This is a genomic window from Pediococcus sp. (assembly GCF_003533255.1).
GTDB classification, from domain to species: Bacteria; Bacillota; Bacilli; order Lactobacillales; family Lactobacillaceae; genus Pediococcus; species Pediococcus parvulus.
Window position 1 is genome coordinate 45,615 of sequence record NZ_DOEM01000037.1, and the last position, 13,645, is coordinate 59,259.

16 protein-coding genes are annotated in these 13,645 nt (G+C 38.1%); 1 reads left to right on the forward strand and 15 read right to left on the reverse strand.

The window, feature by feature from the left end; genetic code table 11:
- Positions 1 to 146: 146 nt before the first annotated feature.
- Complete coding sequence (locus tag DD627_RS08845) at positions 147 to 875, forward strand: DUF975 family protein (RefSeq protein ID WP_260274967.1); 729 nt, start codon at positions 147 to 149, stop codon at positions 873 to 875.
- 50 nt (positions 876 to 925) lie between these two features.
- Here the strand turns inward: DD627_RS08845 and DD627_RS08850 are convergent, their stop codons facing one another.
- The 15 genes from DD627_RS08850 to DD627_RS08920 all read right to left on the reverse strand — a co-directional run bounded on the left by DD627_RS08850 (position 926) and on the right by DD627_RS08920 (position 13,645).
- Positions 926 to 1,705 (reverse strand): hypothetical protein, encoded by a 780-nt coding sequence (locus DD627_RS08850; RefSeq protein ID WP_057783856.1) that lies wholly within the window; start codon positions 1,703 to 1,705, stop codon positions 926 to 928.
- Positions 1,702 to 2,568 (reverse strand): ATP-binding cassette domain-containing protein, encoded by an 867-nt coding sequence (locus tag DD627_RS08855; protein WP_260274968.1) that lies wholly within the window; start codon positions 2,566 to 2,568, stop codon positions 1,702 to 1,704. The genes DD627_RS08850 and DD627_RS08855 overlap by 4 nt, the downstream gene beginning before the upstream one ends.
- Positions 2,558 to 2,935, reverse strand: a complete 378-nt coding sequence (locus DD627_RS08860; RefSeq protein WP_057783852.1) for a GntR family transcriptional regulator — start codon at positions 2,933 to 2,935, stop codon at positions 2,558 to 2,560. The genes DD627_RS08855 and DD627_RS08860 overlap by 11 nt, the downstream gene beginning before the upstream one ends.
- Positions 2,936 to 2,947: 12 nt before the next feature.
- Positions 2,948 to 4,747, reverse strand: a complete 1,800-nt coding sequence (locus tag DD627_RS08865; RefSeq protein ID WP_057783850.1) for an FtsX-like permease family protein — start codon at positions 4,745 to 4,747, stop codon at positions 2,948 to 2,950.
- Positions 4,737 to 5,519 carry an ABC transporter ATP-binding protein gene (locus DD627_RS08870; RefSeq protein WP_260266844.1) on the reverse strand — a complete coding sequence of 261 codons (783 nt, stop codon included), beginning with the start codon at positions 5,517 to 5,519 and terminating at the stop codon, positions 4,737 to 4,739. The genes DD627_RS08865 and DD627_RS08870 overlap by 11 nt, the downstream gene beginning before the upstream one ends.
- Positions 5,520 to 5,665: 146 nt before the next feature.
- Positions 5,666 to 6,580 (reverse strand): L-lactate dehydrogenase, encoded by a 915-nt coding sequence (locus tag DD627_RS08875; protein ID WP_057783846.1) that lies wholly within the window; start codon positions 6,578 to 6,580, stop codon positions 5,666 to 5,668.
- 116 nt (positions 6,581 to 6,696) lie between these two features.
- Positions 6,697 to 7,530, reverse strand: a complete 834-nt coding sequence (locus tag DD627_RS08880) for a MetQ/NlpA family ABC transporter substrate-binding protein (RefSeq protein ID WP_260274969.1) — start codon at positions 7,528 to 7,530, stop codon at positions 6,697 to 6,699.
- Positions 7,531 to 7,549: 19 nt separating this feature from the next.
- Positions 7,550 to 8,236 carry a methionine ABC transporter permease gene (locus DD627_RS08885; protein ID WP_057783842.1) on the reverse strand — a complete coding sequence of 229 codons (687 nt, stop codon included), beginning with the start codon at positions 8,234 to 8,236 and terminating at the stop codon, positions 7,550 to 7,552.
- On the reverse strand, positions 8,226 to 9,263 hold the full coding sequence (locus DD627_RS08890; RefSeq protein ID WP_260274970.1) for a methionine ABC transporter ATP-binding protein: 1,038 nt from the start codon (positions 9,261 to 9,263) through the stop codon (positions 8,226 to 8,228). The genes DD627_RS08885 and DD627_RS08890 overlap by 11 nt, the downstream gene beginning before the upstream one ends.
- A gap of 363 nt (positions 9,264 to 9,626) precedes the next feature.
- Positions 9,627 to 10,826: an FtsW/RodA/SpoVE family cell cycle protein gene (locus tag DD627_RS08895; RefSeq protein ID WP_260266846.1), complete on the reverse strand. Its 1,200-nt coding sequence runs from the start codon at positions 10,824 to 10,826 to the stop codon at positions 9,627 to 9,629.
- A gap of 32 nt (positions 10,827 to 10,858) precedes the next feature.
- Positions 10,859 to 11,077 carry a DUF2969 domain-containing protein gene (locus DD627_RS08900; RefSeq protein ID WP_260274971.1) on the reverse strand — a complete coding sequence of 73 codons (219 nt, stop codon included), beginning with the start codon at positions 11,075 to 11,077 and terminating at the stop codon, positions 10,859 to 10,861.
- A 17-nt stretch (positions 11,078 to 11,094) separates the two neighbouring features.
- The gene (yidD, locus tag DD627_RS08905) at positions 11,095 to 11,355 is read right to left on the reverse strand and encodes a membrane protein insertion efficiency factor YidD (protein WP_057783834.1); all 261 of its coding nucleotides are present in this window, start codon (positions 11,353 to 11,355) and stop codon (positions 11,095 to 11,097) included.
- 185 nt (positions 11,356 to 11,540) lie between these two features.
- A complete protein-coding gene (murA, locus tag DD627_RS08910) occupies positions 11,541 to 12,830 on the reverse strand; it encodes a UDP-N-acetylglucosamine 1-carboxyvinyltransferase (RefSeq protein ID WP_068808101.1) in 1,290 nt (429 codons plus the stop codon).
- Positions 12,831 to 12,844: 14 nt separating this feature from the next.
- Positions 12,845 to 13,078 (reverse strand): DUF1146 family protein, encoded by a 234-nt coding sequence (locus tag DD627_RS08915; protein WP_068808102.1) that lies wholly within the window; start codon positions 13,076 to 13,078, stop codon positions 12,845 to 12,847.
- A gap of 141 nt (positions 13,079 to 13,219) precedes the next feature.
- On the reverse strand, positions 13,220 to 13,645 hold the full coding sequence (locus DD627_RS08920; protein ID WP_260266847.1) for a F0F1 ATP synthase subunit epsilon: 426 nt from the start codon (positions 13,643 to 13,645) through the stop codon (positions 13,220 to 13,222).

The window sequence follows — 13,645 nt, forward strand, 5'->3', positions numbered from 1 at the left end:
CTTTTTCTCCTCGTAATTAATAGTTTAATTTTACCACGTCTCCAAACCTAAGGTACTAATAACCAGTCTCCTCATTTCAAATTACTTCATCACATTGTCAATTCATAGGTTCATGGTAAAATAGAAAAAAAGAGGAGGAGTCTGTCATGTCATATCACCAAATCCGTCGCGAATTAAAAAAAGAAGTCAAACAAGTTTTTAAGGGTCATTGGGGTCAAGCTTCCATGACCGCAGTAGTTCCAATTGTCCTTAGAGCAATTGTGGGATTTATCATTTCCCTAGGTATTTTGTTTGGACTGTACTTGCTCATTAAGAATCCTCACCTTCTCAATAATGAAGTTACAAGCTATGCTAATGAGGAGTCACCAAATTCCGGTTCATCCAATGTTTGGAGCTTTTTACGAACTGCCATAGTTACATTTATCAGTGTTGGGGTTAGTTACACATTCCTAGACTGGTTACGCGAACCTAATCGCGATTTTTCACCTGTGAAAAGTGCTTTTCAAGTTTTTACCAAACGCTATTTCATTCCAACTTTGGCAATCTTTGTACTCCAGTTCATTTATTTGTTTTTTTGGACTTTATTACTCATTGTTCCTGGAATTATTAAGTACTATGCCTACTCCCAATCATACCTGATTTACAAAGATCAATTAGCCGCTGGCAATGCGGGTCGCATTGAATACAATGACTGTATCACAATGAGTCGCCAATTAATGCAGGGGCATAAATTTGAATTTTTCTTATTAAAATTAAGCATGATTGGCTGGTATGTTCTTTGCTTATTTAGTTTCGGAATTGGATTTATCTGGTACGTTCCATATTCTCAAGCGATCTATGCCGCATTTTATAAACATCTCGTTGCTATTCAATAAACAAAAATGAGACCGCAACAAAAACTGTGTTTTTGTTGCGGTCTCATTTTTTACTGATTTTTTAAGACAATATGTTGTTGAATCCAGTAATTAATGATCGTACCCAAAATAATCATAATCGCCATAAATCCAACCGGGTGGAATGGATTCCATTCCCCTTCGTTAGTTGTTTCTGTATAACCGACCACAAATTTGATAAAATTCATCGTCCAATCTAAATTCATGCCAGTATGGAACTGCATTAAAAAACGAACTAACACGACAAGCCCAATGGGGATGGCAATCCACAACATGCGCCGGGTTCGCTTCTTCAGGAGTGCCGATAAACTTCCAAAAAACATACCCAAAACAGCAAAACTCCAAAGTAATAACCATTCATAAAGAATTTGAGCTGGAATATTCCAAAAACTATGAAAACCCAGGAACTGACCAAAAAGTTGGTTATAAAAAGTATTATCAACATTTCCAACGTTTGGTAAAATCACCGCATAATAATAACAATAATTGATTACGCTCATCAATAAACTAAGCAGCGCGGTCACCCAAATGGTTGCTTTCCAAACTGTTCGACGAGAAATACCATTTTGGATATAAAACTTAAATGGTCCATAAACTCGATATGATGAGATTACTAAAAACAGAATCGAAATAAATGGTAATAAATTATTTTTCAATAAATTATGAATTGAAATACCATCAAGGCTTCCCGTGAATAGCAACGCAAAAACAATCGGTAACAGGAAAATAAACAAAAAGGTTAGAATATAAGTGTACCCCAGACCCTTTAAATAGTATCCAAATTTATTCTTAAAAATCATTTTAGTTTTCATTTAGATACCCCCTCGCCACTTGTTAAATGAATGAAGAGTTTTTGCAGATCCATTCGTGAAATTTGAATTGTATCCGGAATCTCTCGATCATCATTTAGGTTGCCAAACACATAGTTACCTTTGAGATTTCCAAGTGATTCCGTTCCAATCACGTTTAATCCCTCTGTATACTGATCAACGGTTTCTCCAGGACCAGTGATCACATATGCCTGTGACAACATATGGTCCACATCATCATCAACTAAGATTTTGCCGTTTTCTATCACAAAAACATGCTCAATCATATTAGCAATCTCTTCAATCATATGAGTAGAAATCACAAAAGTTCGGGGATGACTACTATACGTATCCAAAAGTTCTTTATAAAACAACTCACGATGATTAGCGTCAAGACCAAGAATAGGTTCATCTAAAAAAACGTAATCAACAGGTAAACAAAGGGCAATAATTAATTTAAAGATCGTGCGATAACCTGTTGAAAGTTGACCAAATCTTTGTTTCGGATTTAACTCAAATGCCTCACACAAGTGTTTTGCGTATGCCTCATTGAAACCGCCATACATATTCTTTGAAGATTTAAATAAATCTTGTAAACGAGCCCTTTTTGGATAAAGATTAACCTCACTCATCAAATAGATATTGCCTAACAATTCATCATGCTCGTGTGTTGGAATACCATCAATGGTCACCGAACCACCATTTGCAAAAATGCGGTCGGTAATAATATTTAATAATGTACTTTTGCCAGCACCGTTTCTGCCCAGCAGACCGTATATTCGATTTGGCTCAATCTCCAGACTGATATTTTGCAAAATTTGCTTCCGACCAAATTTTTTGGCAACTTCCGTAACCTTAATCCCCATTTGTTTGAAACCCCCTTTTGATAAGTTGAATCAATTCCGTTTCTGATAACTTTAAATTTTTAGCTTCTGCCACAATTTTTTTTACATAATCCTCAAAAAAGTCATTTTGCCGTTTTTCCAGTATTAACTGATAGGCCCCTTTTTTCACAAACATTCCTAAACCACGCCGTTTTTCCACCAATTTTTCAGTGACAAGGATATTCATGCCCTTCAAAACTGTCGCGGGGTTAATATGAAATTCACGAGACATTTCGGTTGTTGAGGGGACCTGCGTTTCTTCTTTAAAAGCACCTGTAAAAATTCCTTCTTCAATTTGATTAGCTACCTGTAAATAAATGGGTTCTTGCCCACTAAAATCAAATTGCATATGATCACCACCTCAAGACTGCATGTTTATACTTGGAACCACTAATTTTTCATAAATAAACAATGTAATTAAATAATACCCCAAATACAACAGTAAGAAAATCACAAAGGGGGTCTGTAAATGAACATACGGATCACCCATCAACGGAACAAACATCTTCAAGCCAAACAGGACGTGAATAATTCCTAATATCCCCGGCAACAAAAACAGTGCGCCTAATTCACGGCGAATTGAACGCCGAATTAAATTTTGTCGCGTTCCTAATCGGTTTAACATATAATAGCGCTGTCTATCCGGTTGGACACCCGATAAAATTTTAAACATTAAACAGCTTGCCAACATTGTCAAAAACGCCAATCCTAAGAAGAAGCCCACAAATTCTAATCCACCAAACATGACATTGGCCACTTGGTACAGTGGATAAGCCCCGCCTAACTGTTGAATCGACATGTGGCCAGGAAATTGATTGGTTTGATTTTCTGCAATTTGTTTCAAAACACCTGCATTTTTAGCTAATCCGGTTGTCTTCAGTAAAGTTAATTGTGATGGCTTACCCTGAATTTTCAGAAAATTACGGTGAGACACAACTCTGATCTGTCTTAAAGTGTAATTTGCTTGCAGACTCAAAAATTGCTCTTGCACCCGTGAACTAGACCTCAGTTGCTCACTAGTAGCTAGTTTGAAGACAACGGCATCAGCCTTAACGCGACTCACTTGAAAAGGTGTTTCTTGAAACTCCATTTGGTCAAAATAGGCAGTTGTGCCAACAATTTTTCGCTTATAAGTCACTTGCTTTATTAAATCTAATTTTTGAATTAATTGTTTAGTTTTCGCAGTTTGCTTATAAACAACCAAGTCATAAGCTGAACTACCGCTTGCCATACTTGGGATTAAACGATGATAGCCCATTCCAACCGTAATTGCTCCTAAGGCTAAGGCAAAAAGGATACTTACGACGGCTAGAATTCTGGTATAATCTCGAATGCGAAAGTTTAACTGGCCTAATGTAAAGCTATTTAAGCCCTTACCTGCCAAGCGTGAGCGTTTCAATCCCGTAATCAAAATTTGAAAAAGTGCATGATACAAAAAATACGTGCCCAATACGATTGTGACCAGTGCAATTGGAATTGAGAGAAGTTGCAAAGTCTCAATAGCCGCCATTGCCCAGTAACCACCGGCTATTAAAACTAAACCTAATCCACCTTCAGCGTAACGCCAGGCCGTTAACTTGATTGGTTTATCTGCCACCGTATCAGCATGGAGCAATTTTAACACCGGTCGATGTAGCAACTTGTGCTGATTAATTAACGAAGCCATAAAAAAGATCACAATAAAGAACGCAAAAGTCACAAGCAAAGCCATGGTATTCCAGGCAGTAAAATGGGCAACTTCAACGCCCAACTCGTGCATTAATAATTGAGATAATCCTTTTGTAAGCCCAACACCGACTACAACACCCAAGACTGTGGAAATTGCCCCAATCAATAACGTTTCTAAAAAAATTAAGAAACCAAGTCGTGATTTTTTCCCGCCTAACATGATGAACAAACCATAATCATGTTCTCTCATATTCATTAGGAATGAATTAGCATACACGATATAAACGAGGGTAATAATTCCAAGGAGCACAGAACCAAATTGAAAAACAAACGTCGCTAACCCAAGTGAAATATTTCCCTTGATGAAGGCTTGATTAGTGGCGATTGCTTCAAACATATAAAAAATTGCGCTTGAAATAATCAATCCAGAAAAAAGCACCAAATAGTCCCGCCAACGATCCTTAACACTTATAAAGGCTAATTTAAATAACATCGACATCTTCCCCCTGATCATTAAAGGTGCCAAGTTTATTCAAAATTGTTTGGTAAAACTCAGTTCGCGTTTGACTGCCAGCTTCAAGTTGTTCACCAATTTGGCCATCCTTAATGAACAAAATGCGTTCACAGTAACTAGCTGAAAACGGATCATGGGTTACCATTAATATAGAAACTTGTTCTTCATCATTAACTTGTTTCAAAGTTTCCAAAAGTTCTCGGGCATTTTGGGAATCCAAAGCTCCGGTTGGTTCATCGGCAAATAAAATTTGTGGTCGTGAGATTAATCCCCTCGCGGCCGCAATCCGTTGCTTTTGACCACCAGATATTTCTACCGGATATTTATCAAGTAGCTGATTGATCCCCAACTGACTAGCAATTTGATGGACAAGTTCGTTAGTTTTCCGCTTTTTAACGCCCTGCAAAGTCAATGGTAATCCAATATTTTCTGCATTCGATAAACTTTCCAAGAGATTAAAATCCTGAAAAATAAAGCCAATCTTTTTAGCCCGAAAATCCGAAACGGCATTTCCTTTCAACTGTGTCACATCTTGACCTGCAATAAAGACGTTACCTGCCGTTGGTTGATCCATCGTTGCTAAAATATTCAGCAATGTCGTTTTTCCTGAACCCGAAGCCCCCATAATGCCTACGAATTCACCTTTTTTTACATTAAAATTGACGTTTTGTAAAGCAGTGTACTGTTTTTCATTTTTCTTTCCATACACTTTTGTCACGCTTTGAACATCAATAACCGTTTGTTCTTTCACAGTTGCTTCCCCCATATCTGTAAATTGGTTAATTACTTATGTAACTAACTATACTTGGAAAGTATTTTTCTGTCAAGTACAAAAAAGCTTTTAAACACTTTCAACCTGTTTGGCTGTAAATGTTTAAAAGCTTTAAAATTCAAAGATTAGTTTAACTTGGCTACCCGATCATGAATCATTTCCGCAGACTTAGCGAACTTTACAGTTTCTTCGTCTGTCAAAGGTAAGTCAACCACAGACTCAATTCCGTTCTTGCCCACAATCGCTGGTAAACCAACGTAAGTACTATATTTTTCACTATAACCAGACACCGGACAAACTAAACGAGCATCCGACAAAACTGCTTGTCCCAAACTGACACCACAAGTCGCAATTGCAGCTGAAGTAAATCCTTTACCGGAAGCAACTTCCCAAGCACCTTGTTTAGCGGCATCAGCTAATTGATCAAAATCGAAGTCTTTAGCTTCAGGTAAATCCTGAATAGCTTCACCTTTTACACGAACACTTGACCATGCCACAAATTGGCTATTTCCATGCTCACCCAAAACATAACCTTCTACGCTGCGGGGATTTACATTTAATTTTTCACCAACAACACGTTGCATCCGCGCGGTATCCAAGAAAGTTCCCGTTCCAAACACTCTTTGCTTTGAAAACCCAGTCAACTTCTGCAAATAACTGGTAACCGCATCACAAGGATTCATAATGTCGATAATCACACCCTTAAATCCAGATGCCACAATTTTAGGGGCGATTTCTTTGACAACCGCTGAAGTGATCTTGAACTCTGCAAAACGATCGCCACTGTTAGTTGAAACTGCGATATCTCCAGCTGAGATATATAAAATATCAACATCCTTCAAATTGTCGTAATTTTGAGTTGTGATTTGGGTAGTTGTATTCAATCGTGCTTGGGCATCCTGCAGGTCTAACTGCTCAGCACGTGACTTTTTCTGATCTTTATCAATAAGTACTAGTGAATCAGCAATTCCCTTTGTAACCAAAGTATATGCAACTGTACGGCCAACGTTCCCTAAACCAATAATTCCAAATTTTCTCATTTTAACACCCTTTTCTCGTTATTAACTTAATCCTACCCATTTTCTGAAAGATGGTCAATACATAAAAAGCCATTGAAATTCAAAACTTCAACGGCCATTTACATATCAAAATTCGATTATTTAACTGGTTTTACAGGTAAAATAGCACCCTTGTAATGTTTCTTGATCCAAGATTGCGTACTCTTTGATTGAAGAGCTTTAACCGATTTCTTGATGGCTTTGTTGTTCTTCTCACTTGGACGAATTGCAATGATATTTTTGTATGGTGAATTAGATTTTTCAATTGCCACAGATTGTGTAATTGGATTCAAACCAGATTGAACCGCATAGTTAGCATTAATCACAACCGCGTCACCTTCGCCGTTTTTGTACAATTGAGGCATCAGTTTCGGCTCATAACTATGTTTAAATTGAATATGTTTTGGATTACTTGCAATATCATTAAACGTTGCACTTGTGATATCCATACCCTTTTTGATCGTAATCAAACCGGCATCCTTAAAGATCGTCAAAATTCGACCATAATCTGGTGCATTATTACTTACCAAAACAGTCGCATTCTTTGGTAAATTTTTGAGATTTTTATACTTCTTAGAGAATACAGAAATTGGTTCCAAGTGAACGGCACCGGCATCAATTAAATTACCTTTGTTTTTCTTATTCCATTGATTCAAAAATGGAATGTGTTGGAAGTAGTTCGCATCAATATCACCGTTAGCTAAAGCTTTATTAGGAAGAACGTAATCTTGAAAGACTTTAATCTTTAAATTAACCCCTTCTTTTTTCAACTCAGGTTGGACATGTTTTAAAATTTGAGCATGTGGCACTGCAGATGCCCCAACTGTAATGGTTGTTGTTTTGGAACTGGTGCTTGATTTCTTACCACAAGACACCAATAAAAGTGCTGTTGCTGCGACTGCTAAAAAGCCAAAAATTTTATTCTTCTTCATATTCAAACTCCTCCTCAAATTAAAGTACTCGTTTATCAACTTTTCGGGTTGCGAAATCCCCGAGAAATTGGAAAGCAAAAACAATGATCACAATAATGACTGTGGCAACTAAAGTCACCGTATTATTACTACTCTCAAATCCTTCTTGATAGGCCAAATTTCCCAGCCCACCGGCACCAATTGCACCGGCCATAGCTGTATAACCAATCAAAGAAATCGTTGTAACCGTAATTCCCGAAATCAACGCTGGCAAACTTTCTGGTAATAAAACCTTCGTAATAATCTGCCATTGACTGGCTCCCATTGCGTTTGAAGCCTCAAGCACACCCCGATCAATTTCATGAAACGCTAATTCAACCATTCGACCATAAAACGGAGCTGCGGAAATAATTAAGGATGGTAACGCCGCAACTGGGCCAATGATCGTTCCCACGACATTCTTAGTAAATGGCAACAACAAAACGATTAAAATGATAAATGGAATAGATCGAAACACATTGACAAAAAGCGCAACAATCCAGTTAATAATGCGGACAACTAAATTAGTACTTCCACTGGTTTCAAACAATAATAATCCAATAAAGTATCCCAAGATCGCAACGGCTACAATCGAAACGATGGTCATCCAAATGGTCTCCCAAGTTGCGCTCCACATTTGATTCCAGTCAACTGTGTTAAATTCAAAGTAACCTGTACTACCTCCCATGTTCGATCACCTCCGTTTCGACACGCATAGTCTTCAGATAGTCTAAAGCCCCGTTAATATCCCCTTCATCACCAATCAACTGTAAGAAAAGTGAACCAATTGCGCCCTCATGGGTTTGATGGATATTTCCTTCAATAATGCTGATTCGGATCTTAGGAAATTTATGAATAATTTCCGAAACAATTGGTAAATTGGCTTGATTACCATGAAAGGTCAATTGAATAATTTTGCCATTTGGATATTCCTTTAGCAACTGTTCTACAACCACATTGGTATCTTCCGGCGACGGAGCAGCCTCTGAGTAAACAAATCGTTTTGTAATTGGTTGTTGTGGATGCTTAAAAACGTCCAAAACTTGACCAGACTCAATGATCTTACCACCATCCAAAACGGCAACATGCTCGCAAATCTTTCGAATCACATGCATTTCATGAGTAATTAAAATAATCGTAATTCCTAATCGCTTATTGATATCCATCAATAGGTCCAATACTTCATCGGTAGTTTGTGGATCAAGTGCACTGGTAGCCTCATCAGAAAGCAAAATTTCTGGATCGTTTGCCAAGGCTCTCGCCACACCAACTCGTTGTTTTTGACCACCGGATAATTCAGAGGGATAGGCATCTTCTTTACCTTCCAAACCAACCAATTTGATTAACTCTTCTGCCTTCTTTTGACGATCGGCTTTTGAAATCTTGGCAATTTCAAGGGGAAACTCAATATTCTTACGAACAGTTCGAGACCACAATAGATTAAAATGTTGAAAAATCATTCCAATTTTGTGGCGCTTTTTTCTTAATGCATTGCGATCCAGCTCTGAGATCTTAGTGCCATTCACCTCAACCACACCTGTCGTTGGAGTTTCTAGACCATTCAGCATTCTGATCAAAGTCGTCTTACCAGCACCAGAATACCCAACGATTCCAAATATTTCACCGTCTTCAATCTTCATGTTCACGTCTTTAATTGCTGTAACGTTACCTTTTTCTGTAGCGAAGGTCTTCGAAACATCCTTAAATTCTATCAAACGATCAACCTCCTCTTTCTTTTTAACCAAACAAAAAAGTCTTTCATCCCGTTGAAATAAATCAACTAGGACGAAAGACTTCTCTTCCGTGTTACCACCCAAATTCACTAACTTTTCACAAAGTCAGCCTTAACGAGTCAAACAACTCGGACGCTATAATGGGCGCACCCAGTACTTGCTTGCAGAACGCTCACAAATACCTCTTTTATCAAGACCATCTTCGATTGCACTTACTGTCCCATCTCACCAAAAGGAACTCTCTTAAAGTAGTAATCAACTTACTCATCTTGTTTTAATGTTTAGCTATTAAATGCAGTATACTCATTCAAATTGTGTCTGTCAACCACAAATATGAGTTTTTTATTAGAAATCTGTTTTTTGAAGTGTACTGTATGAATCGTGGTGAAACCGCATAGACATAATCAACCCAATTCCTATCATATTTCCAATAAGGGCTGATCCCCCTTGACTCACAAATGGGAGCGGAATTCCAGTTAAAGGCAACAAACCAATGTTCATTCCGATATTTTCGAGAACATGAAATAAAATCATCATGATTGTCCCTGTAGCAATATAAGCATAAAAAGCGTTCTTCGTATCAAAAGTGACACGAATCATTTGATACATCAAAAGCATGTATAACAGAACTAAAACCACACTGCCGATAAAACCAAAGTTTTCACCGATCACAGAGAAAATCATATCTGACTCTCGGACTGGCACATAGACATTCGAAACATTGAAACCTTTTCCGAATAGTTGTCCTGACCCAATTGCTTTAATACTCTGCCATAATTGATAACCTGAATTTGTCGTATCAGAAGATGGGTGTAGCCAGGTATCAATTCGGCTAAACTGATAGCTTTCAAATCCGACGTGAGACAAAAGACTACGTCCCCAATCACTCACTACCAGCATCAATGTACTGCTAGCCAAAACCGTTGCCGTGACAAATGCAGGTACTAAAATTCGCCAAGTTACGCCTGAAACAATGACTAATCCAGCAAAAATAGCGATAAATACTAACATGGTTCCGAAGTCGTTCTGCAAAAGTAGTAAAACAGGAATTGGCAACGTCCATAAAATCATTTCGCCAATTAAACGCCAATCAGATCGCATGGTATGACGCTTATGCTGGGCATTAAAATCCGTCAAAACTTTAGCCATCATCAAAATATAGGCCGGCTTCATAACTTCTGAAGGCTGAAAAGTGAATCCACGAAAGGCAAACCAACTCTTAGCCCCACTTGCTGCATAACTTCTGCTGTAAAATATCAAAACTGCAACTAGTAGAAAAATACCAAACCAGTAAGCATACGGCGCTATCTTCCAAAGTTGTTCGGAATCGAACTGCATGATGACAACAACCGCAGCAACCCCTAATACATACCACACTAACTGCGAAGCTACTTGATGGATCACGCTTACACTGCCCGTATCATGTGCCGCAGCAACATAAATCGAGGCAAGTCCAATTAAGGCCAACATTAACACCGAAAAAATTATTCCATAATCAATGCGAGAATCGCCTTCCCGTCTTCTAACTCGTGAATCGTTATTCAAACTAAAGATCCTTCCTTAACTTAAACTGCGCTTTATTGATGAAGATTGTATTCTTGCAAAAGCCATTCAACAGCATTATCCGTGGATTTAGCTGTAAAGTCTCCGCCCCCAATTAGATGAGTCGCAAATTCTTTATCCTGTGGTGTGATTTCGCCGATTAAATTTTTAGCAATAAAAAGTTGTTGAATCGTTTGCCCATCAACTTCTTTTTCTTCAATTTGTACCTTAACACTTTGCTGTTTCTTAGACATAATTTCCTCCATACAGGTTAATTTAATATTTTTTCATCAGGATGCGGATTACGTTTCAAAGTAAAATAATCCGGCACCGGATCATAACCACCCTTAACAAACGGATTACAGCGTAAAATACGCGCAGTCCCCATTAAGGTACCTTTCAATGCCCCGTGCTTCTTAAGGGCTCCCAACATATAATTAGAGCATGTCGGATAATACCGACAACTTGGTGGAAAAAGTGGTGATATAAACTTTTGATATCCACGTACTAGCATCAAAAAGAATTTTTTCAATTGTGTCCACCTCTCAAAAATATCCAATCTAACAGCCTATTATAGCACACCCTAAATTCTCTCTAAAGCCCGAATCTAGCTGATATTAACCTGTAAAATGAATAGAAACGACGGTCAACTAAGTAACGCCTTCCACCTCACGTTATTAATCGACCGTCATTGATTTTTTATTTTTTATCAAAAAATTAATTTTTGACCGTTAAAGTTGTATTCGTACCAGAGACACGTTTAATTTGAGCACCTAAAGCACTCAACTTACCATGAAAGTTATAGTAACCTCGATCTAAATACTTCAAATTAGTGACCTGTGTATACCCCTTTGCCACTAAACCTGCAATAACCAAGGCCGCACCAGCTCTCAAATCCGTAGCAGCCACTTCAGCACCATTAAAATCAGTTGGGCCATTCATAATGACGGAAGAACCTTCCACTCTATACTGGGCATTCATTCGACGTAATTCCTCTAAATGCATAAACCGATTTTCAAACACAGTTTCAGTTAGTGTACTTGTGCCTTGTGCCAATAACTGCAATACCGACATTTGGGGTTGCATATCCGTTGGGAACCCAGGATGCGGTAATGTTTTAATCGAAACCGGCAATAGTTTTTTAGGCCCAACGATACGAATCCCCTCATCTTTTTCAAAGATATGGACACCCATTTCACGCATTTTAGAAATTAATGGTTTGTTGTGTTCTGAAATTGCATCTTGAATTAAGACATCCCCCTGGGTAGCAGCAGCCGCCACCATGAAAGTACCGGCTTCAATCCGATCCTGAACAACAGCATGGCTTGTTCCGTGCAATTGATGCACACCAATAATTCGGATTGTTTCCGTTCCTGCTCCAGTGACATGGGCGCCCATTTTATTTAAGATCATGGCCAAGTCAACAATTTCTGGCTCGCAAGCGGCATTTTCAATGATTGTGTTTCCATGCGCCAATGTTGCCGCCATCATAATATTTTGAGTTGCGCCTACACTTGGAAAGTCTAAATAGATGTTAGTCCCGATTAATTTTCTTGCACTAGCTTCTATGTATCCATCATGCTGCGTAATATGAGCTCCCAATGCTGCCAGTCCTTTTAAATGTAAATCAACTGGTCGAGAACCGATTGCACAACCACCAGGCATTGCCACCTTGGCATGTCCAGTTCTTGCTAGTAACGGACCCATTACAACGATTGAAGCTCTCATTTTAGACACGTACTCAAATGGGGCTTCGGTAGAGACTTTCTTAGTTGCGTCCATCCGAATCTCATGTTGGGCTTCATCAAACTCAACATCGACATTCAAAAAACGCAACACGTTATTCATCGTATAAACATCAGATAAAATTGGTACATTACTTAACTCAACTTGACCTTCACTAGCTAAAATTCCTGCTGCCAAAATCGGCAGAACAGCATTTTTGGCGCCTTCAATCTTGACTACACCTTTGAGTCGATTGCCGCCCTTAACAATAATCTTATCCACGAACGAAACCTCCACTATTTTAGTAAGTAACTTAAATTTCTAATATTATTAATTAATTCGAGAAAGAATGAGCCACCCATGTACCCTAGACCAATTGACAGTAAAACAATCAATGTTTTAAATTGGTTTGGATCAGAAACATGTAAAATACGCTCCAGATGGATACCTTGAATCGCCCAAAAAGAAATGAAAATAAAAAAGAAGTAACAAATTAACGTTAATAAAGCTTGAATTCCCAATAAATTCATAAAATCCTCTTCAATCTATTATTTATTACAATAGTATCATATCCATACTAAAAATACGCGTTTAACTCTCATTTTAATAAATTAATAATCATAAAAAAAGAGCTCCACAACCAAACGGTTATGAAACTCTTTAAATGTGAATTAATGTTTTGCAACATTAATTCGATTAATTGCACGACGTAATGAAATCTGTGCACGACGTAACTCAGAGTTGTCATGAGCATCATGAGCTTTTCGAATCGTTTCTTGAGCTCGTTGACGCGCATTTTCAGCACGATTTACATCAATATCAGATTCATTTTCTGCAGTATCAGCAACGATTGTGGCTGTATTATCCGAAAACTCTACAAAGCCACCATTGACCGCAACTGCATCTTCTCTTTTACCAGAATCATCATGTTTGATTCGCACTTCATCAATCGATAGTGACGCAATAATAGGGACATGGTTAGGCATAATTCCAAGCTGGCCAGCTTGTGTCTTTACTACCAGCATGCTGGAAGTTCCATCATAAACTTGACCATCAGGAGTCACGATACTAACGGTTAATACTGATTTATCAGCCAA

Bases quoted from the DNA above. Each gene is read 5' to 3' on its own strand.
- DD627_RS08885 (WP_057783842.1), bottom strand. From the start codon at position 8,236: ATGGGAGGTAGTACAGGTTACTTTGAATTTAACACAGTTGACTGGAAT.
- DD627_RS08900 (WP_260274971.1), bottom strand. From the start codon at position 11,077: ATGTCTAAGAAACAGCAAAGTGTTAAGGTACAAATTGAAGAAAAAGAA.
- DD627_RS08875 (WP_057783846.1), bottom strand. From the start codon at position 6,580: ATGAGAAAATTTGGAATTATTGGTTTAGGGAACGTTGGCCGTACAGTT.
- DD627_RS08865 (WP_057783850.1), bottom strand. From the start codon at position 4,747: ATGTTATTTAAATTAGCCTTTATAAGTGTTAAGGATCGTTGGCGGGAC.
- DD627_RS08860 (WP_057783852.1), bottom strand. From the start codon at position 2,935: ATGCAATTTGATTTTAGTGGGCAAGAACCCATTTATTTACAGGTAGCT.
- DD627_RS08915 (WP_068808102.1), bottom strand. From the start codon at position 13,078: ATGAATTTATTGGGAATTCAAGCTTTATTAACGTTAATTTGTTACTTC.
- DD627_RS08880 (WP_260274969.1), bottom strand. From the start codon at position 7,530: ATGAAGAAGAATAAAATTTTTGGCTTTTTAGCAGTCGCAGCAACAGCA.
- DD627_RS08855 (WP_260274968.1), bottom strand. From the start codon at position 2,568: ATGGGGATTAAGGTTACGGAAGTTGCCAAAAAATTTGGTCGGAAGCAA.
- DD627_RS08850 (WP_057783856.1), bottom strand. From the start codon at position 1,705: ATGAAAACTAAAATGATTTTTAAGAATAAATTTGGATACTATTTAAAG.
- DD627_RS08845 (WP_260274967.1), top strand. From the start codon at position 147: ATGTCATATCACCAAATCCGTCGCGAATTAAAAAAAGAAGTCAAACAA.